At 66.8% G+C, this 20,587-nt stretch carries 17 protein-coding genes and 1 pseudogene; 12 read left to right on the top strand and 6 right to left on the bottom strand.

The window, feature by feature from the left end; translation table 11 throughout:
• The 6 genes and pseudogenes from ACT3T5_RS18800 to arsB form a co-directional block, all read right to left on the bottom strand.
• A pseudogene (locus ACT3T5_RS18800) lies at positions 1-341 on the bottom strand (hypothetical protein); the annotation flags it as partial.
• Positions 342-720: 379 nt separating this feature from the next.
• Entirely contained in the window at positions 721-1,323 is a 603-nt protein-coding gene (locus tag ACT3T5_RS18795; protein WP_444595227.1) for a cadmium resistance transporter, read from the bottom strand.
• Entirely contained in the window at positions 1,320-1,679 is a 360-nt protein-coding gene (cmtR, locus tag ACT3T5_RS18790; protein ID WP_444595226.1) for a Cd(II)/Pb(II)-sensing metalloregulatory transcriptional regulator CmtR, read from the bottom strand. Before cmtR ends, ACT3T5_RS18795 begins: the two co-directional genes overlap by 4 nt.
• 372 nt (positions 1,680-2,051) lie before the next feature.
• Complete coding sequence (locus ACT3T5_RS18785; protein WP_444595225.1) at positions 2,052-3,392, bottom strand: FAD-dependent oxidoreductase; 1,341 nt, start codon at positions 3,390-3,392, stop codon at positions 2,052-2,054.
• 26 nt (positions 3,393-3,418) lie between these two features.
• Positions 3,419-3,847 carry an arsenate-mycothiol transferase ArsC gene (locus ACT3T5_RS18780; protein ID WP_444595229.1) on the bottom strand — a complete coding sequence of 143 codons (429 nt, stop codon included), beginning with the start codon at positions 3,845-3,847 and terminating at the stop codon, positions 3,419-3,421.
• A gap of 23 nt (positions 3,848-3,870) precedes the next feature.
• Positions 3,871-4,962: an ACR3 family arsenite efflux transporter gene (arsB, locus tag ACT3T5_RS18775; protein ID WP_444595224.1), complete on the bottom strand. Its 1,092-nt coding sequence runs from the start codon at positions 4,960-4,962 to the stop codon at positions 3,871-3,873.
• Between the two features lie 81 nt (positions 4,963-5,043).
• On the opposite strand from arsB, the gene ACT3T5_RS18770 reads away from it, so the two are divergent.
• From ACT3T5_RS18770 to ACT3T5_RS18715, 12 genes are all read left to right on the top strand, one after another.
• Positions 5,044-5,409 (top strand): ArsR/SmtB family transcription factor, encoded by a 366-nt coding sequence (locus tag ACT3T5_RS18770; RefSeq protein WP_444595223.1) that lies wholly within the window; start codon positions 5,044-5,046, stop codon positions 5,407-5,409.
• 28 nt (positions 5,410-5,437) lie between these two features.
• A complete protein-coding gene (locus ACT3T5_RS18765) occupies positions 5,438-5,869 on the top strand; it encodes an arsenate reductase ArsC (RefSeq protein ID WP_444595222.1) in 432 nt (143 codons plus the stop codon).
• A gap of 44 nt (positions 5,870-5,913) precedes the next feature.
• Positions 5,914-6,525: an arsenate reductase ArsC gene (locus tag ACT3T5_RS18760; protein WP_444595228.1), complete on the top strand. Its 612-nt coding sequence runs from the start codon at positions 5,914-5,916 to the stop codon at positions 6,523-6,525.
• Positions 6,526-7,945: 1,420 nt separating this feature from the next.
• Positions 7,946-10,486: a hypothetical protein gene (locus ACT3T5_RS18755; protein WP_444595221.1), complete on the top strand. Its 2,541-nt coding sequence runs from the start codon at positions 7,946-7,948 to the stop codon at positions 10,484-10,486.
• Between the two features lie 6 nt (positions 10,487-10,492).
• Entirely contained in the window at positions 10,493-11,902 is a 1,410-nt protein-coding gene (locus ACT3T5_RS18750; protein WP_444595220.1) for a hypothetical protein, read from the top strand.
• 106 nt (positions 11,903-12,008) lie between these two features.
• Positions 12,009-12,446: a hypothetical protein gene (locus tag ACT3T5_RS18745; RefSeq protein ID WP_444595219.1), complete on the top strand. Its 438-nt coding sequence runs from the start codon at positions 12,009-12,011 to the stop codon at positions 12,444-12,446.
• A gap of 99 nt (positions 12,447-12,545) precedes the next feature.
• On the top strand, positions 12,546-13,250 hold the full coding sequence (locus ACT3T5_RS18740) for a hypothetical protein (protein ID WP_444595218.1): 705 nt from the start codon (positions 12,546-12,548) through the stop codon (positions 13,248-13,250).
• Between the two features lie 95 nt (positions 13,251-13,345).
• Positions 13,346-13,486, top strand: coding sequence for a hypothetical protein (locus tag ACT3T5_RS18735; RefSeq protein ID WP_444595217.1), 141 nt, complete (start codon positions 13,346-13,348; stop codon positions 13,484-13,486).
• Positions 13,483-14,034, top strand: coding sequence for an NERD domain-containing protein (locus ACT3T5_RS18730; protein ID WP_444595216.1), 552 nt, complete (start codon positions 13,483-13,485; stop codon positions 14,032-14,034). The genes ACT3T5_RS18735 and ACT3T5_RS18730 overlap by 4 nt, the downstream gene beginning before the upstream one ends.
• Before the next feature lie 9 nt (positions 14,035-14,043).
• Positions 14,044-18,117 carry an FtsK/SpoIIIE domain-containing protein gene (locus ACT3T5_RS18725; RefSeq protein ID WP_444595215.1) on the top strand — a complete coding sequence of 1,358 codons (4,074 nt, stop codon included), beginning with the start codon at positions 14,044-14,046 and terminating at the stop codon, positions 18,115-18,117.
• A 50-nt stretch (positions 18,118-18,167) separates the two neighbouring features.
• A complete protein-coding gene (locus tag ACT3T5_RS18720; RefSeq protein WP_444576783.1) occupies positions 18,168-19,961 on the top strand; it encodes a phage tail tip lysozyme in 1,794 nt (597 codons plus the stop codon).
• 266 nt (positions 19,962-20,227) lie between these two features.
• Positions 20,228-20,587, top strand: a 360-nt coding sequence (locus ACT3T5_RS18715) for a hypothetical protein (protein ID WP_444595214.1), incomplete at its 3' end; no start/stop codon positions are given.

The following is a 20,587-nucleotide window of genomic DNA, read 5'->3' as shown; positions in this document are numbered from 1 at the left end:
ACCAGCAGCGTCGACCACACCATTCCCAGGCCCATGCCGATGTCGAGCGCCCGCTCGTACGCCGGATGGAACCGAGAGACGCCGGCATGACCCTGATCAGCCTCCGGCGCGGACGGCTCCGCACGGCGGGGCAGCACGACGAGCGCCAGCACGAGGCACGCAATGGTGACGGCGCCGACCACGTCACCAATAGCGTCGACGATCGGCAACCCCCACCGCACCACCGGGCCCGCATCGACGAGCTCCATCGAGACCGGCGCTCCCGCCATGGCGGCCGCGATCACTGTCCACAGAACAGCCCACGGCGCCGCCGCACAAACAACCAGGGCCCTGGTGCGCATCGCACTCACCAGGTCGCCCCCCAACGAATCCCGGGAACCGCTGCGCGAACCGGCGAGACGACCGCCCCGGCATCATCGTCTGCCATTCCGTTCACCACACGGGAAGCCCTCGGGTACGTACCGATCATCAACATGCTTCCAGTCTCCCGTTCACCGTTGCGCCAGCTACTCCACTAGCCCGGCCAGGCTAGCCATCGACCGGCGCGCCCTTGAACTCAGACGCGCTCACCATGAGCAAGCCCTCCCCGAGTGAACGGCAGGAGCTCGGCGGGACCCAGGCCCGGTCCACGCTCAGACGACGCCGACGTGACGAAGCGTCCCGAGTCCAAGATCCGACACTGATCTGTCGAACCCGGGACCTGTGTTCGCTTGGGCTGAGTCAGAGGCCGAAGGCTCCACCGCTGACGAGGATGACGATGCCGAGACCGATGAGAACGATGGGGAAGAGGATGTGCTCCCAGCGTTCGAGGACTTCGGCGATCGGTGGACGGGTGGCGACGAATCTGGCCAGCACCACCAAGACTGCAACGAGTGCAAGGAAGACGATGCAGTAGGCGGCCACCGCGAGAGGCTCCACGCTCAGGAAGACCGGGGTGTAGACGCCGATGTTGTCACCGCCGTTGGCGAAGGTGACGCCTGCGACCGTCAAAGCGCCGACCTTCTTGCCGGCAACCTTGGCGTCGTCGTCATCGTCGTCATCGCCTCCGCGCCATGCCTGCCACGCGGCCCAGAGACCGAGGCCCAGAGGGATGAGTCCGAAGTACGGGATGGCGGCCGACGGCAGGAACGCTCCGGCGCCGATGGTCACCAGAACAGCAGCACCGAGGATGCCGACGAACCCGAGGTACTGCCCGACCAGAATGCGGGCGGTGGTGCCGCGTTGGCCCGCACCTCGGGCGAAGAAGAGGGAAAGCACGATGATGTCGTCGATGTTGGTCGCTACGAACAGACCCGTCGCCTGCAGCACCGAGGCGAGGATCATGCGCGCTCCCCTGATGCATCGCATCCGGGAACGGAGCAGGCAGAATCGATGCACGGGGCGTGTTCGTCCACCGCGAGGGTCGCATCAACCAGTGCGGTAAGGGCCTGCGCCAGGTGGGAATCGGCAATCTCATAACGCGTCCGACGACCCTCGGGCTCGGCGACCACGATCCCGCAATCCCGAAGGCACGCGAGGTGATTGGACACGTTGGGCCGGGTCAGATCCAGATCTCGGGCCAGTTCCGCCGGGTAAGCGGGACCCACGAGGAGAGTCAGGATGATCCGGGACCGAGTCGGGTCGGCCAGCGCGCGACCCAGCCGGTTCATCACGTCGAGACGGGAAGCAATAGTCAGCATGCACTGAACTATATACTACCTACTGAACAGTGTGACGCTGGCGGCTAGGTGAGCGCGAACCCGCTACCCCGACGATTCAGGCCTCGTTCCGCCACGCCGAACATCATGGGCTCCGGCGAGCACTCGACCGAGTCCTGTCCTGGCTGCGACGACGCGTTCACCAAGCGTGATCGGTCGATCCAGGAAGGAACCCGCCCAACGTGCCCTCACACTCGCCGCTACCGATTACTGCCGCGCACAGCCCGAAAGCAGCGCCGCCTATCAGGCAACGCCACGGCGAGCTCGGGCGCGTTCGGGCCTGGTTCACACGACCAAGGACGATAAGGACCGGCTCTCAACGGGACGATCAGCAATCGCCGTTCGGCAGTTGAGTCATAGCCCGGTAGAAACTTCGATCAGTTCCGGGCTGCTACAGCAGGCACCGACAGCTGGCACGGGGTCGTCGCAGCAGCCGCCAAGGTCGGTGGTGCACACGCCGGTCTCGGGCAGTTCCAAATGGACGGCGTCTGCTGCTTCGCGGTCGCCGGCAAGGGCTGCCGCGATGGAGCGGACCTGTTCGTATCCGGTGGCCATGAGGAAGGTGGGGGCGCGGCCGTAGCTCTTCATGCCGACGATGTAGAAGTTCTTCTCCGGGTGGGCCAGAACGAGCTCACCATGGGGCTCGACGGATCCGCAGGAGTGGAACTCGGGGTCGATGAACGGTCCCAGCTGTGCGGGTGCCTCGACAGCTGGGTCCAGGTTCAGGCGGAGCTCGGAGAGCATTCCGAGATCGGGGCGGAACCCGGTGGCCGGCACCAGCACGTCGACGCTTACCTCTCGTTCCCCGTCCGGAGTCACAGCGTGAACGGTCAGTGCGTTCTCGAGGCCGAAGCGGGTGATGGTGAAGGAGGTGAGGACTTCGATGCGTCCGGAGTCAACCAGCTGGCGCAGCCTGGAGCCGAGTGCCCCGCGCGCTGCGAGCTCGTCCTGCTCCCCGCCGCCATAGACGCGACTGAGGTCCGCGGTGCGGACGGCCCAGATGATCGTGGTGGCGGCGTCCAGTTCTGCGAGGTCCAGCAGGGTATTGGCGGCCGAGTGGCCGGCACCGGTCACCATGACGCGCTTGCCGGCGACGCGTACGCGATCACGGCCCTGCACGTCGGGCAGCGGCGGCGTGATGAGACCTGCGGCGAGGGCCTGTCGTTCACCGGGAGCGAGGAGGCCGGCCTGGCCCAGCGGGTTGGGGATCGACCAGGTGCCGGAGGCATCGATGACAGCAGAGGCGAGCACGTCGTCGCTGCGCCCGTCAGTGGTCTCGATCCGGACGAGGAAGGGGGTTTCCTCGCGGCGTGCGGTGCGGGTCTTGTCGATGTCGGCGCGGGAGACAGCGGTGACACGTGCGTTGTAGCGGATCGACTGGGCGAGCTGGGGAAGCTGCGCGAGCGGTTCGAGGTACTGCTCGCGCAGTTCGTGACCGGTCGGCAGAGCCTCGGCGTCAGGGGCGGTCCAGCCGCTGGCTTCGAGGACGCGCTGTGCGGCGGCGTCGAGGTTGTACTGCCACGGGGAGAACAGACGGGTGTGTCCCCAGTCGGCGATCGCCGCCGCTGCCGTGGACCCGGACTCGAGGACGACGAAGGACAGACCGCGTTCGGCGAGATGGGCGGCGGCGGCCAGGCCGATGGGTCCGGCGCCGATGATGACTACGGGATGCGAGGTCGTCGCGGCGGTGAGCACGCTAGGTCTCCTTGCTGCGGGTGATGTCAGTTCGAGGACTGGGTGAGGTCGGCCAGAAGTGCACGGACGTTAGCGTCGATGTCGTCGCGCACCAGTCGCATGCGTTCCATCCCCTCGATGCCGCGCTTCGAGGGTTCATCGGTGTGCCAGGTGGTCACCGGAGCGGTCATGCCCTCGACGGGTTCGATGACAGCTTCACCGCCGATGATGATCACCTGATCGACGCCGCGCAACAGCTCCGGGGTGACCGGCTGCGGGACGGAGGAGGACATGTCCGCACCGACCTCGGCGATCGCCTCCACAGACTGGGCATTGATCGCGCTGCCGGGCCGAGTGCCGGCGGAGTGAACCTCGACGGCCTCTCCGGCGTGATGCCGCATGAGGGCGGCGGCCATCTGAGACTTGCCGCCGTTCTTCACGCACACGAACAGGACTGCGGGGCGCTTCGTGGTCATCGCGAGGCCATCCTTCTGCTGGGTCATCGGGTGGGGACGGTGGAGTCGCCGGGGAAGAGCCGGCGGCCCATCGCGAGGGCGACGTAGACGAGGGCGACGAGGACGGGGACCTCGATCAGGGGGCCGACGACACCCGCAAGGGCTTGACCGGAGGTCACGCCGAAGGTGCCGATCGCGACGGCGATCGCGAGCTCGAAGTTGTTGCCCGACGCGGTGAAGGCGACAGTCGTGGACTTCGCGTAGTTCAACCCAATCGCCCGTCCGAGCAGGAATGAGCCGAGGAACATGACCACGAAGTAGACCAGCAGCGGCAGGGCGATGCGGGCCACGTCCCCCGGTGCGGAGAGGATCGCGTCGCCCTGGAGGGAGAACAGCAGCACGATCGTGAACAGCAGGCCGTACAGCGCCCACGGGCCGATCTTCGGGAGGAACCGCTCCTCGTACCAGGTGCGGCCCCTGACGCGCTCCCCGACCACGCGGGTGATGAACCCTGCGACGAGGGGGATGCCGAGGAAGATCAGCACGCTGAGGACGATCGCGCCGATCGAGAACTCGGCCGAGGTGGTCGGCAGGCCCAACCACGAGGGGAGCGCCTGGAGGTAGAACCAGCCCAGGGCGCCGAAGGCGATGACCTGGAACACGGAGTTGATCGCGACCAGGACCGCGGCGGCTTCACGATCTCCGCAGGCGAGGTCGTTCCAGATCAGCACCATGGCGATGCAGCGCGCGAGCCCCACGATGATCAACCCGGTGCGGTACTCCGGGAGGTCGGCCAGGAAGATCCACGCCAAGGCGAACATCAGGGCTGGGCCGATCAGCCAGTTCAGCACCAGTGAGGTAACCAGCAGACGCCTGTCCGCGCCGATGCGGCGGGTCTCGTCGTAGCGGACCTTCGCGAGGACCGGATACATCATCACCAGCAGCCCGATCGCGATCGGGAGGGAGACGGAGCCGATCTTCACCGCCTCCAGGGCGGTGTTCAGGCCAGGGATGAACCGTCCCAGCAGGAGCCCTACGACCATCGCGGCCAGGATCCACACCGGCAACCAGCGATCCAGGAAGGACATCTCCTTCATCACGCGTGGCTGCTCCACGTCCTTGGTGGTCGTACTCATCAGTGTTCGGCACCTTCCATCGACGGATATCGATCCGAACGCTATGCTTTACATCGATGACTGTCAATGTAAGGTGAGGCCATGCCAACGCCAACTGAGATCGCTCGTGCCGGACTCGACGCCGGTCGCGAGACCGAGGAGTGCTGCACGCTGTCCGCGGGGCCCGTCGACACGGTCGACGCCGAGAGGATCGCCTCACTGCTCAAAGCGCTCTCCGACCCCACCCGCCTCCGGCTCCTCTCCCACGTCGCAGCCCAGGGCTGCGATTCAGTCTGTGCGTGCGACCTCACCGAACCGCTCGGGATCAGCCAGCCGACCGTCAGCCATCACATGAAGAAGCTCGTCGACGCCGGCCTGCTCACGCGCGAGCAGAAGGGCCGCTGGGCCCATTACTCCGTCGTCCCGTCGACCTTCGCCGAACTCCGCGCCTTCCTCGATATCGCCTGATTCCCTACTGCCTGCTTTGGAGATCCTCATGACCGCACGCCCCAGTGTCCTGTTCGTCTGTGTCCACAACGCCGGCCGCTCCCAGATGGCGGCAGGATGGCTGCGTGAACTCGCCGGTGACCGCATCGAGGTGCGCTCCGCCGGTTCCGCGCCCGCCGACTCGATCAACCCCGCGGCAGCAGAAGCGATGGCCGAGGTTGGCATCGACATCTCCCACCAGTCCCCGAAGATCCTCACCCCCGAATCCGTCCAGGCCTCCGACGTCGTCATCACCATGGGCTGCGGCGACGCCTGCCCGATCTACCCCGGCAAGCGGTACGAGGATTGGAAGCTCGACGATCCGGCCGGAAAGGGTGTCGCGGAGGTCCGCCCGGTGCGCGATGAGATCCGCGTACGCATCGAGGAACTCATCGCCAGCCTGCTCCCGCAGGACGCTACGACCGCCTCGGTTCAGAGCTGAGGGTCAAGTGGCATCGCAGCGGGAGACCCTCTCGCTCCTGAGCGCTGAGCAGGTCCTCCACCGACCTCGTTCGCCGCTTCACCGGAGTGTTCGCCGCCGAAACGGCCGACCGGTACGTCTTCGAGTCCTACACCGCTCTGGCTCGCACCTCTAAGATCACCTCGCACCTGCCCTCACTCACCGAGCGCTTCGCCCGCGACCGATTGACCGCGCTCGCCCAGTCCAAGGGCGCCGCCCCGCATGATGTCCCCGAAGTGCTGCTGGTGTGCGTCCAGAACGCAGGCCGTTCCCAGATGACTGCCGCACTGCTGGACCACCACGCGGCCGGTCGAGTACACGTCCGCTCCGCCGGCTCCACACCCAGCGACGCGCTACACCCACGCGCCGTGGAAGTCATGCGAGAAATCGGGATCGATCTGACCTCGGCTTTCCCCAAGCCCCTCACCGACGATGTCGTCCGCGCAGCCGACGTCGTCATCGCCATGGGCTGCGGAGACACCTGCCCCGTCTACCCCAGCAAACGCTACGAAGACTGGGACCTCCGCGACCTAGCAGACAGCACACTCGAGCAAGCACGCGAAGTCCGCGACGAGATCGACGCCTGCGTCCGGCACTTACTGACCGAAATTCTCCCTGCACCCGTAACACCCCACTGACCGACCCTCCGAGAAACATCGCATCAGAGTGGCCCGGACATCGGGGGCGGCACCGTGCGCCTAAGCACTATTCCCCAATGAGTGAGGCTCGTAGTTCCGGGCACCTGCCCCATCTCAAGCTGGTGCGCGCGGCGTGCCTGGAGGCGGTGTTGATGTTGGGCCTGGGCGACAGCCCGAGGGGTGGGCCGGTAGACGCTTCGGATTGAACGAGCCGAGGACCCGAACGGAACTGAGCGCCATAGGAAGAGGTCGCTCAGCCTTCCCTCCCCTGCCTGCTCGCTCCGGCGGTTGTCCTCGCTGGCGCTCGTCCGTCCTTGGTGCTCGCTGTCCGGTCCGGTCGGTTCGCTCCCTGTCGGAGCTTCGCCCCTCGGTGGTGCTCGTTGCGCGGCGTCGTTGCGGTGTCGGTGCGCTGCGCGCGCGTGTCGCAGCCGTCGCGCCCACTGGTCGCTGCACCTCGGTACGCATCCTGTACGCCGTCTGGTCGGAGTCCGCGGTGCGCAACTATTGCGTCTACAGGATGCGGCTCTCGCTATGCTCCCGTCGCTTCAGCTGTCCGCTGCGCGCAGCGCTGATCATGCACGCTCTGCCCCGTAATCTCCTCGTGCTCTGTGGATCCTCTGGTCCATGCGTTCCGCACTGCGTGCGTCAGTGCTGGCCGTGGCGCTGCGGCTGCTCGTACTTCGTCCATCGCAATGCTTCGCGACTACTGCACTTCGGACGTCGTAGCGCTCCGCGTCTCGTGGTCGTCGCGGTGTCGGTGCGTCTGCTCGTGCTTCGCACTTCGCAACGCTGCGCGTCCCCGCCCACTTCGCGGAGCGTCCATCCCTTCGGAGGGGATCCGGGAGCCTCGGATGCGCTCACGGTGTGGTCGGATTCCCGCTGCGCTGCGCATGCGCTACGCGCTCGTGATGTTGCGCGAGACGCGAAAGGCGGTGAGGTCGGAGCAAGACGGCATGGACGGGGTCCTCGCGGATCGATCCGTTGCGCGTAGCGCAGCGAGCGTTGCGCAAAGCGCATTTGGTCCGCTCGCGGAGCGATTACCGGACGCAGTCCGTTACGAAGCGCGCAGCGCGAGTTGCCGGACGCAGTCCGTGGTGAGTGCGGAGCACGATTGGGCGCGCAGCGGCCGTCCCCGCCGGATCGGATGACCTCAGAAGGAACGCTGAATCGACCACCCCGGAAGGCGAAGCCGTAGGAACACAGGGGTCGATACACGGACGAGGTCATACGACTGGACGCATCACGATTCCCGCGGCGAAGCCGCATCGTGGACACAGCGCGTACAGGGCGGGGACTCGTCCTGGGCGGCGCGGTTGATTCTTCAAGGTCAGGTGGAGTCCAAAACTTGAGATTCGACGGCCACCTCATGAGACGCGCTGGTCCGGGTGCGATTCCGCGGCTCCTTCGCATATGAGGGGGCATGAGCACTTCCGTCGTGATCCGCCGGGTGGCCCGAGCATCCGGTGGCCAAAACAGTCCCGAGCTCGTCGCCACCCGCATGCGCTCATTCGCCTCGTCGCTCAGCCCCCGCACCGCGGCTACGTTCCTGGCCGTGATGACCGACGACGGGCTGGAGAACTACCTCATCTCTCCGGACACCGACAGCATGAACAAAGCCGCCCTATCCGCTGCGCACGCGGTCACGGGTCGCCTGTCCTATGCCAACAAGCTGCCCAACCTGCGCGCCGCTGACCAGGTCGGTCACCTGTTCTTCCGGCCCGGCGGGATTCGGGCTTCTACGACGCAGAGCGGGCGTGATCCGTTCTCGATGGCGGCGTCGCTGGCGGACATGCCGGTCGGGTCCTGGGTGGCGATCACGATGCGGGCTCCGCACCGCGGTCTGCTGTTGCACGAGGACCGGTTGTGGGATCGGTGGATCAAGGGACGCATCGTCGGCGGGACCCACCATTCTCTCGAACCGAACGGCGTGATCGCGCATGTCGCCGCGGCATCCACATCCCGCTCGAGCGTCGACTCTCTGCTGCGTCAGGTCACCGGCGATATGCACGGCTTTGACCTCGAGACGCGGACCGTCCGCTTCCCCCGGCTATGGGTGCTCGCACAGCTGATCGCAGTGACCCTCGCGTTCGTCGCTGCGGGGATCGGCGTGCACCTCGCCGCTCCGAGTATCGCGACGCTCGTGCCGGGCGAGGTCTCCTCGATGATCACCACCACGCTGTTCACCCTCGCCCTGCTGCCACTGCTCGCGATGGTCGTTTACCTGCTGTGGGGGCGCCGGTACGAGAAGCGTTTCCGCACCGGGCGGTTCCCGCTGCCGCCCAGGCGCTGGGCGCTACGCACCCGGCCCCCGACACAGGGCAATGATCAGGGTCGGGCCGAGTCCGCGCAGGACTTCCAGAGCGGACCATCGAAGCGCCGCGGCGATCCGGGTGACTACCCCCTGAACCGGGGCGCGTTCAAGCTCGGTGCGATCCTTCCCGTCGGTGCCCTCGCCCCCGCGTCCGGTTCCGCATCGGGGACGTCCGAGACGGGTGACCGCAGTGCGCCGGCGTCGCTGCTGCGCCGCATCGGACCGGTCATCGGACTGGATGCGATCGGCCGAATGGTGCGCCTGTCCGCGCAGGATCTGTGGGCCGGGATCGCGGTGTTCGGCAAGCCCCGCTCCGGCAAGTCCTACCTGCTCCGATCCCTGTTCGCGTTCCTGCTGATGGACCAGCAACCTCTCCCCCGCGACGCCGCCACGGCACCGGAGCAGTCGGCGTCGTTGCTTGGTGATCAGGGCGCGATCGTCGCGTTCGAATCGAAGTCCGGACAGGACGCCGCCGAATACCAGGCGTGGGCCGCAAGCCTCGGCAAACGCAAGGTCCACGTGTTCGACCTGGCCGACCCCGACGGCGCCCGCATCGACATGTTCTCCGGCGGCGACGGCATCCTCGACAGCGCCGCGAAGTTCGTCGAGAAGATGATCTACCACTGGGGCCCGGATTCCATCGGCGCGGCCTCCGCGAAGACACTCCGCGGAGTATTCACCACCGCTCTCGGTATCCCGGCCGATGTACTCGACGACGCCGTCAGTACGCATCCCGAGGCGCCGACACCGGCGCCGGTGGCGACTCCGATGTCGATCGCGCACACACTGCTCGGCGGGTACGGGGACGAGTTCGGTGTGCACCTGGCCGAAACGATCCGCCGCCGACTCGCCGACGTGAAAGCCGGCCGCTCTAAGGGCGAGAAGGAGGCGCTCGAGATCGCGGTCGGTGGACTATCCGAGCTCTACGGTGCCACCGTGAAGCCGACCAGCCGCGCCGCGCTGCAGAAGGCCCCGTCCTCGAAAGTCGAGGTGCTGATGCTCGCCCCCCACTGGTGGCGCCGAGATGGCCGGATCACTAGCATCGAAGAGATCCTCCGCCGGCACCTGCGCGTGGTGATCAACTCCGGTGCGACGTCCACGCACACCGGTGCCAGCCGCGAGAACCTCCGCCTACCGGCCGCCGTCGGGAACGCACTCAGCGGCATGCTGCTGTATTCGCTGAAGGAAGCGATCCAAGACGTGTGCGCCGGGTGGGAGGAACAGGGTCGGTACGTGGCGATCATCTGCGACGAGCTCGCCCGGGTCGCCACAAACTCCCCCGAGGTGATCGAGTGGACGCGCATGCAGGGCCGCTCCTTCGGCGTCATCCCGATCTACGCCACCCAGGAACCCGACCAGCTACCCGACGCCGTACGACGCACCATGTTCTCCCTCTCGACGGTCATCTCCTACGCCCAGGAGAACTCGGACGTCGCCACCCAGATCGCCAAGGACTTCACCGGCGGCGCAAGCGAGGGCTTCGAAGTCGTCCACCCCAAAGAAGTGATGGACCTGCCCCGGTACATGACCCTCGTGCGCACCGTCGTGGAGCAGCAGCGTCAGAACGTGTTCACCGCGAAGGTTCACCCCTTCGAGGACGACCGCGACTCTTTCCGCGACGTCGTCTACCCAGTCGAGTCGGAGGCCTGAACCGCCATGAGCACACGGCACCTCGCAGACCTGCCCAGCCGGATCGAGTCAGACCCCTTCTGCGCCGCCCGACGCGTGGACCCGTACTGGGAGGGCATGTTCGCCACCGGCAGCTCCGACGGCTGGGTCAGCGCATCCCAGCACCGCCGCGCCCCCGCATCCCAGATGCGATGGTCCGGCATCCCCACCCGCTACGTCACCGGGCAGGAGGAGGCGCTGAAGGAGATGCGGACCAATCGTCACCGTCCCTCGATCCTCGCCGCGCTCGGCGCCGTGTCCTCCTGGCGCACCGTCACCCGCGAACAGCTCGCCTGCATCGCCGGATCCCGCGTCATGGGCAACACCTACCCCGCCGCGCTCTCGGCCCCGTTCAGTGCCGGCCTTCTCGCCCACGGCTACGTCTCGGCGGGCATGAATCGCCTCGCCCCCGCCAGCCAGCGGATGAGCATGTGGACCGTCGGCGACCAGATCGACGCCTACGCCCAGTACCGCAAGTCCCTCACCTTCGCCGAGCACATCGCCATCACCGGCGGCCAGGACTGGAACAGCGAGCACCGCTTCGACCGCCACAACGTGCTGACCACCGAGCTGGCCCTACGCGTCGCGGAGTTCTGCGACGTCGCCACTGTGCTCGGGGAGAAGCAGGTCTCCCTGGCATCCCTCCTCGCGGCATCGGGGCTGCAGGCGCAACAGGCAGATCTCGGTCGCAGGGCGGACGCCGGAATCGTGCGCCGCGATGGACTGGTGATCGCTCTCGAGACCACCGCCTCGGTCGGTGAAGCCTTCCGCCGCAAAATGGCCAAGTGGGTGCAGATCCTCCAGCGCCACCCCACCTACGAGCTCCCGCTGGTGGTACTCGTCGTTGACGTGTCCACCCCGTCGCAGGCGACCAGCGCCGCTGCAAAGAACACCGCCAACTTCGAGATCCAGGCCGCGATCCGCGAAGCGGTGCGCGACTACCCGGGCACCTCGCTGAATCGAACGGCTTCGAGGCTCGGGATGGTGTCCTGGGCGGATTGGTTCCCCGGGCCACACGAGGTCTCGAGCTCCTTCGAGGAGCTGACCGCCTCGTTCCTAGCCCGCGGCACCGACGACGGGGAAGAAGGTTGGCGGCCCGTGCGGCTACTGGACGAAAACGAGCTGCATTACCGCGAAGGATCAGCGGATGCCGGCGAGACGATCGCAATGAACGCACGAATCCTAGCCGGCAGCCCGTACTGGCTCCGTCCCGGCACTGTCCCGCGCACCGACCAATACCTGCTGGATCAAGTCGACGGCAACCGCATCGACGCACTTACGGATCCGTCCTTGCCCGACCGAATGACAGGGCCCGGGTTCACCCAGCCGGTGGCTGGACGGAAGTGGCGGCGCCTGGTTTCGGTCGCCCCCACACCTGAGTTCTTGACCGATGCATAATGGTCCATCGAGGAGGCAGCGGTTCGACCGCTAAAATAGCGAGCATAGCCCCCTCCACTCCGACCTCGACCGCGAATTCATTAAACCGAAAGCTAAGGCCGCCATCGTGACATTCAGAAAATTATTCTCTGGCATTTTAATCTTTGGCAACCTGGCGCTTATTGGCGGCGTGGCCGCGCTTTTCGATCGCCGTCCGGCCACTGGGCAGATCGCGAGTCAGAGCTCTACACGTCCATTGAAGTCTACTAAATGGTTAGCGGCTGCATTTTTGACCACCTCAGCACTTGCTGCCGTCGGCATTTTTGCTGGCTTCCACGACGGGCACGAGTGGATGAAGATCATCATCGCCTATTTTGCCGTGGGTGCAGCCATTTGCAAGATGGTCGCGATAGTCGCCAAAAATTTCGCCACGGATGAGAAACACGTTAGCGAGGGGGCAGCCAAAAACCTCACGATCACCTCACAGTTATGCGACATCTTCGCTGCACTGCTCGTTGCGCCAGCAATCGGAAGTCTGCTTGTAAAACTGAACGAAGTACTCTAAGTCGACCGGGTGGAAATTTTGGGCGACACCTCGTCCGCCTTTGTTCCCGCCCACTTCGACGGGTGACCCCATCGACATCGGGACGAAGGGCAGGGCACCATGATCGTCAGGCGGAAGAAGGACACCGGCGAGCAGGGGAACGGGGGCGAGTTCGGCTCCATTGCCCGCAGCGAGGCAGACGTCCGGGTCGAGCCCGCTGGCACTGGCGGGAGCATCGACCGCTCGGCCAAGATCGATGGCTCCGCGGCGATCAGCCCCTCGGCGACGATCCGCAACATGGTGTGGATCCAGGAAGACGTGACGATCGGTGCCGGTGTGAAGATGGGTCACCACTCCTTCGCTGGCCGCGGTGCACGACTCGACGCCGGCGTTCAGGTGGGCTCGCATGCGAATGTCGGCGGCGGCTCTCACCTCGACGCAGGAGTTCGTGTCGGTCCGGGCGCCACGATCTCGAACCGGGCGCGGATCGGAGAGCGGACGAAGATCTCCGCAGGTGCAAGCATTGGCTCCGACACCAACATCGGCCCCGACGTGCACATCGGCCGGCACACGCACGTCACCGGGCGCTCCACTATCGGGCAGGGGACCGTGATGAAGACATTCTCTTCTGTCGGCCAGGCCACCACCCTCGGCCGCGACGTGGTGCTCGGCGAGGACGCACTGGTCGGCTACCGCAGCACTATCGGCGACGAGGTCCGGATCGACCCAGGAATCATGATCCTGCCCGACTCGCGCATCGCCGACGGAGAGCACGTCACGATCGATCACCCGCGCGCGACAGAGAAGCCGACGCCCGCGGACTGACCTGCCAGCCCGACCAGGCCTCCCCCGGGTCCTGTGAGGTCGGCTCCCCGCCCACTGGCCGGATCGACAGGATCTCTCTGGCGAAGGTGGGCGACATGCAACTCGGGCGTGGACCGCAGTACGAGAAGGACTCCGACGACCTCGCGAACTCCCTGAGCGGCGGCGTCGTGAAGGTCGTGTTGTTCGTGCTCGTGGCGATCTTCGTCTTGTCCCTGTTGGTCGGGGTGCTCTCGTGAGCGGGTCCGTGTTCGGGATCGCAGGCGGGTCCGTCGAGGAGCTCGACACCGAGACCGCGAGGGTCGGGCGTGCGGGCGAGGAGAGTACGGGTCGGGTGCTGGACATGATCGCGGTGGAGTCCCGCCGGGACGTGTGGCATGACCTGAATGTCCCTGCGCGTGGGATCGCCGCGAATATCGATCACATCGTCACCGGCGGCACCGTTGTGTTGGTAGTCGATTCGAAGCGGTGGCGGCCCGGGTTCTACTGGACGCTCGAGGACACCTCCTACCGGTGGCTGTCGAAGGTGGAGCACGCCGACCGCCGCACGATGACGATGATCCAGCAGCGCATCAGCGCCCACATCCCCCGCGCCCTGGCTCGCCGGCCACTGGTGTCGATCGAAGCCTCCCGTCCCGGGACGCTGAGCGTGACGTTCCTGCACGTCCCCGGCGCCGATGCGATCCGGGCCAGTGCCCTCCCTCGGCGGGTCCGGGCGCTGGTGCCTGATGAGCCGACCGATCCGGATCTCGTCGCAGCCCTGTACCCCCTGCTGCGCACCAGCTGAGGAGTATCCATGGTGCAGAAGTACGACAAGCCCGCCCTGAACCTCACCCTCCCGCTGACGGTCCTCACGCTGTTGCTCACTAGCGCCGCGGTGCTGGTCCGACTGCCTGCGGGATGGGTGCTGTTCATCGGGGTGCTGGCCGTGGCGTGCCTGCACCCGGCGCCGATGCTCACGGGACCGAAGGAGACGCCGGCCAATCCGCGGGAGGAGCACCTGATCCGCCGGCACCGGTCCTGGTTGGACACCCGCACTTCCCTGCTGTTCGGGAACGTGTGGGGCTGGGAGACCATGTGGCCCGGGATCCCGCCTCGTCTCTCGTTCATCGCCTCCGCCGCGACCGGGGTACTCGTGGCGGCGCTCCCGCTGTCAGGTCAGCTCCCGACCGTGGTGCTCGATCGGGTCGGGGCAGTCGCCAGCTGGGATGCGCCCGTCGTCGCGATGCCGTGGTGGGTCGCCGCGAGTTCGGGACTCCTGACCCACCACGTGATCACCTCGCTGCTCGCCCGCCGGCGCAGGCTCCAGGAACAGCCAGTCGTCACCATCGGTCCCGCGGTGCTCCGGCAGCTGTGGGACTCGCGGGCGCGTCCGCTCGTCCTCGTCGCCCCCATCGTCGGGGTGTTCGGTGCATGGGCTGCGGGGATCGGGCTGGAGTGGGCTGGGCAGGGATCCACGACCTGGAGAGCGGTCGGGATGGCCGCAGCCTCGGTGCTCGCACTCGTCGCGCTCCTTCACGGGCCGATCTCGCGCGCCAGCCTGAAGCGGTGGCGGCGGCTACGCGAGGCGCAGGAGGAGTGGGCTCCGCGGTTCGCCGAGCTGTTCACCGAGAAGGAAGGCCGGCCGCGGCACGTGGACCGGACCGTCGCGTCCTGCGGGGCGATCGTGGACGTGATGGACGCGCCGCCGAAGCTCATGGCCGCCGGACTGCAGGAGCGGGCCGACGCGATCTCGGCGGTCTACGGGGACCCATCCACGCGGATCGATGTGCTGTCCAGCCCGAACCTCGACGCAGCGGGACAGCAGATTCCCGGCACCGCGCACCAGCTGCGGGTGCGGATCGTCCAGTGGCCGGAAGGGTCCTTCCCGAACCTGCTGGACCCTGACCTCGACCCGTACTCTCGCGACCTCGCACTGGAATCAGCCATGGCCCGAGCCCTGGACGGGATCGGCGTGAACCGGATGGCGCTGCTCGAGGCCGTGCAGGTCGCGGACCTGCCCACGAAGATCGATCCGCGCCTGGTCGAGCTCTCCGCGAAGCGCGAGCGTCGCATCCGTGAGCAGATCGAGAAACTCGGCGAAACCGACCTTGAGGAGGTCGCGCGCTTGGAGCGGTCTCTGGCTGAGCCGGTCGAGCTCCCGACGTCCTCCCGTGCCGCTGCAGTGTGGAGGTGGCTACTGGGAGTGCCAGCACCGGCCCCGGTGCCGGTGACTCCGGAGGACTCTCCGCTCGCGATCTGGAAGACGACCTGGGCGATGCCCGGCATTCCCACTCCCCCGTGGCACACGATCCAGTCCGAGTACGGCACGATCGCCGCCGCCTGCTCCACCGTGATCGAGGGCGAACCGGTCGACGTCGATGTCGTGGTCGATCGGCGCAGCGGCTACGTCCTCGTCGGCGACCCGCTCTCCGACGGCGCGCGGTACGCGGAGGACTCCGGCCTGACCGTGGAGCAGGTCCAAAACGTGCAGGCGGAGATCGAGTGGGAGAAACGCTGGGAGCAGACCCTCCCCCAGGGCGCTCAGCCGCCGACGACCCGGTTCGAGATCACCCGAGACGCCGAGCTAACCCAGCGGTTCTCCCGCGACGGTCTCGTGCTGCATGAGCAGCTGTTCGCCACCAAGACCGGCCTCGATGCGGGCGAGACGTACATCGACCCGCGCGGCAAGGACTTCGAGAAGGGGATGCGCACCTCGATCACCGGCGCGCAGATGGTCTCGATCGTCGGCTGGCCCAGCGAGAAGGAAGGCCAAGGCTCACGCCACCCGCACCTGTTCCTCGTCCGCTGGACCACCGACCCCGTACCGACCACCCCACAGGACGTCGCACCACCACAGGGCGCGACACCCGTCGCCACCAGCGCCTCCGCATGGATCCTCGCGCACCTGCTCAACAGCGCCTTCCGCGCCGCCGCCGTGAAGCTCCCAAAGCCCGAGCTCGTCGAGACCGAGGCACTGACGCTCCCGGCGAGCTCGAAGCACGCCTGGAAAGTCACGCTCCGCCTGCACGGCGGCACAACGCTGGTAGACGTGCGGAAGAAGGCCGACGCGATCCGTTCCCAACTCGCCTGCCCCTGGATGCGCCTATCAAGCCCCCGCGACGGCGAAGTCAACCTGTACATCGGTGACCCTGAGCTCGGGGCGAAGCTGCGTCGCGGCGCCGAGGTCGAGGTACGACGGATCGACTTCGACCAGGCGTTCGTCGACTCGAACATCACGAACCTCTCCGGCGCGGTCCCGGCCCTGACGAAGCTCGAGACCCTCGCATCGAACGACCAAGTGGAGGTGCTGGACTTCGACCTGCCCGCTGGCGTGGATATCGCCAAGGTCAAGGGCAACCGGGAGAAGCTGCGCTCGAACCTGAACGTGGAGTTCCTGGACGTGCGCCGCCACGGCGCCTCCGGGATCCAACTGTTCATGGCCGAACACGACCCACTGCCCGAACGCGTCGGTATCCCTTTCGACCGGCTCGGCGACACCCCGGCTGCCTTCGGCGTCACGGCGCTCGGTGAGCCGACCATCTACGACCCGCTCGAGAACCCCCACCTCCTCGTACTGGGAGGAACCGGCGCCGGCAAGTCGGCGGCGATCAGCACCATGCTGTTCGACCTGATCCGCTGTGGATATTTGCCCGTCGTCATCGACCCGACCAAGGGCGGGTACGACTTCCTGTTCGCCAAGGACTGGGCGATCGCCCCATTCGCCGCCGACGTCTACCAGGCCGCCTCGACCATGAAAGCCCTCTACGGAGAGCTCGAGCGCCGCAAAACCCTGAACGGCAAGTATGGCGCGGTGAACATCGACAAGCTGCCCGACGACGCGCGCCCGCAGCATCTGATCGTGGTGGTCGACGAATTCACGTCCCTGATCGGAAAGTCCTCGGTACCGCCGAAGTCCGATGACCCGGCGGCCGATCATGCCCGGCTCGAGGCCGAAGCCGAGAACAACGCCCGAGCGATCATCGGGAACATCATTGGCAAGCTCGGACGAGAAGCACGCTCCGTCGGGATCCACCTGCTGCTGGGCACGCAGAAGTTGAGCTCCAAGGTCCTCGACACCATGCCGGGTGGATCGGACGTAAAAACGAACCTCGCTCGCATGGGCCTGGGGAATATGACCCAGGGTGACCGGATGAGCGCGTTCCGGAACCCCATGGAAGCCGACACCATCGCCGCACCCCGGGTCGGGCGAGGCCTGTTCGAACCGCTGACCGCCACGCACCCTCGCCTCATGCAGGTCTGGTACGAAGAGAACGCAACCCTCCAGGCGAAGCTGCAAGAGCACGACATCCCGCAGCCCCGCCCCGAGCAGTTGCTGGACCCGTCGGATCCGCGCTACGTGGTCGCGCCGCTGGAGGACTTCGTCGACGTGGTCGAAGAGAAGATCACGGAGCAGGAAGCGCCGGCGGTGGAGGAGCTCGATCTGAATATCAGCTTCGACCTCGGCTCCCTGCTCGGAGACACCACTCACGATCCCGAAGGCGAGGCATCCTCTGCTGAGCGGAGCGTGGCTCTGTCCGAGCTCGAGTCGAACAGCCACTTCGAGCTCCTGGAGACCTTGCAGTCCGTCATCGAGCAGGAGCCGGTCACGGAGATCGTCGTCGACGTCGAAGGTCTGGATGCCGAGTCGGAGGTCGGCGCCACCTACCGGGAGCTGATCACCGAGCTCGCCGTCGACGTGGGCGCTGAGCTAAGTGATACCGCCACCCCCGTCACCGATACCTCAGCCGAAGACTTGCCAGAGGTCGCGCCGGCCCCGGCCGACTCCCCCGCTGCGCCACCAGCACCGGAGACCAAAGAGTCGCTCGATGAGGACGACGGCTTCGACTTCACCTTCGAGGCCCCTCCGATGGTCCGCGGCGGACTCTGACCTCGCCAGCCTCGACCTCCCGCCCACTGGCGCAGCCGAGGAGGTCACCCATGGCGGATCACGCCGACACCCACGGTCCCAACACCGGGGACACTCCCCTGCCCGAAGACACCTCGCTGGACGCACCGGGAAGCGGTGACCTCGGATCCGGCACCGACGGCGGTGCGGCCGCGACAGCCACCTCGGCGGGCAAGGCGCTCGCTCAGCGTGGCGTCGAGGCGGGGGTGAAGAAGGCGACCGGGTCCGACGTTGCCGTCAGCGCCCTGCGGGGAGCGCAGAAGGCCCGTAGTGGCGACATGATCGGCGGTGCCCAAGACGTCGCTGCCTCCGGAGCCGGAGCACTCACCACCGCAGCCATCGCAGGCACCGGAGCCGGAGCGCCCGTCGCGGGACTCGCCGGATCGGCCGTCACCACCATCTTCCAGACCAAGGCCTTCCGCTACCTCTTCGCCGGCATCGCAGCGCTCGTCGTCGTCACCTTGGTGCTGCAGACCGTGCTCATCTCCGGGGTCACTGCCGCGATCGTCAGCGCCGTCCTACCCTCCGTCAGCCAAGCAGCCATGCAGTCCGACACCTGCAACGACACGGGCAATAACGGTGGAGCGATCCCGGGTGACGTGGCCGGTGGGGACATCGAGGAGAAGGTGTGGAACTACCTCCGCGGCGCCGGGTACAGCGAAGAGCAGACCGCCGGGGTCATGGGGAACATCGAACGCGAGAGCAGCTTCAACCCGTTCATCGCCCAAGGCGAAGCGAGCACCCCGTCGATCGGTTCCGGCTGGGGACTTGTGCAGTGGACTGGCAGCCGCCACGCCGAGATCCGCGACGCCGTGATCGACGAGCTCGGCACCGAGTACTACATCGCCGCACCCACCATGCAGCAGTTGCCCCCGGTCATGTCCGACGACGACGTCGACCAAATGGTGCTGTTCCAGATGCGGTACATCATCGGAGAGCTCGAGGGTGTGGAGAAGGCCGCCGGCGACCATCTCGCCTCGACCACCACCGTCGAAGAGGCCACCCGATCGTTCGAAGCGAAATACGAACGATCGGGAGTCATGGCGATCGACGAACGCATCGCCAACGCCCAAGCGTTCTACGACCAGTACACCGGCACCGCGACCCCCGACGCCGGAGGCATCGAGAACACCCCGAGCACCGACGCACCAGCCCCGCCCGCCAACGACACGGGCGGCGACTGCACAGGCACGTCAATCGCTCCCGGAACTAAGACCGGGTCCGTCACTCCCTGCCCCAGCGGGACGTCCGGCTGCGTGAACATCGCCGCGCTGATCCAGCCATCGGCCTCGCTCTCCTGCCCAGCGGGCACGACAGACAACGGCACCACCACCGCCTACTACCAGGGCCAGGGCAAGCCGATCCGGCTCTGCGCGCTCGAGGGCGTCACCGACCTCAATGGCCGCCCGATCGTCATGAACGCGACCATCGCCCCCGAGTTCGTGAAGTTCTGGACCGAAGCCGAAGCACAGGGCCTCGATCTGACGATCACGTCCTCCTACCGGTCCCACGCCAAGCAGCAGTCGCTGTACGCGAACTCCCCCGGCGGAGCTGCCCGTCCCGGATGGTCGAACCACGAGTTCGGGATGGCCTTCGACATCGGCGGCTTCCCCGCCCCCTACTCGCGCCACAACTGCGGAACCACCCAGACCCCCGAACTCGCCTGCTCCTACCCGGGCACGGGCGCCGATCTGCAGCGGTGGCAGAAGGTCCGCGAGCTCGGGCTGAAGCACGGCATGTACATCCACGACGAGGAGTTCTGGCACATCGAGTTCATCCCCTCCGGCCTCGACCGCGGCCGCAACATCGACGTCCACGAAGGATGACCCGCATGGAGAGGAAGGTGGTCCGAGGGCTCACGTACGGGGCGGTCGTGCTGATCGTCCTCGCAGCAGTGATCTGGATTCTCCCAACCCCCGATCGCGAAACCGATGAGCCTTCGCTAGACCCAACCACTGGTGTCGCTGTGCTGCCGTCTGACGGAGGAGCGGACGCCCCCGTGGAGACCGCCGAACCTGCCGCGCCAGAGGCGCAGAACGCCTCGGAGCCGGCGGATGATCGCACAGACGCAGAACGGGTAGCGCGCAAGTTCATGACCACGTACCCAGGCAATGTCCGGTCCCTCGGAGATCCGACGTTCCTCGCCTCCCTCGAAGGAGTCGACGCAGCACTGCTGGACCAGGTCACCGACCTGACCCTCGAGCGCGCCGACCAAGCCGTAGACGAGGACTACGAGCAGTACGCATTCACCGTCTCCGGCACGTACCGAGGCGAAAGGGTGCCCGTCTACTCGATCGTCGTGGCCCGCCCCGCAGAGCCCGGTGAAGGTGGAAGCTCGGCCGAGAACGACCTGTCCTTTCAGGTCCAATCCTTCGATTGGGCCCCGAACATGCTCGACTACGAGAATGCACCAGGTTCAGCCGTAGGCAAGCCCGCACCGCTCAGCGCCGAG

The organism is Brachybacterium sp. AOP3-A1-3 (assembly GCF_052378285.1).
Taxonomy (GTDB): Bacteria; Actinomycetota; Actinomycetes; order Actinomycetales; family Dermabacteraceae; genus Brachybacterium.
The sequence above is the reverse complement of the archived record's forward strand: the minus strand, read 5'-3'. Positions and strand labels throughout refer to the sequence as shown.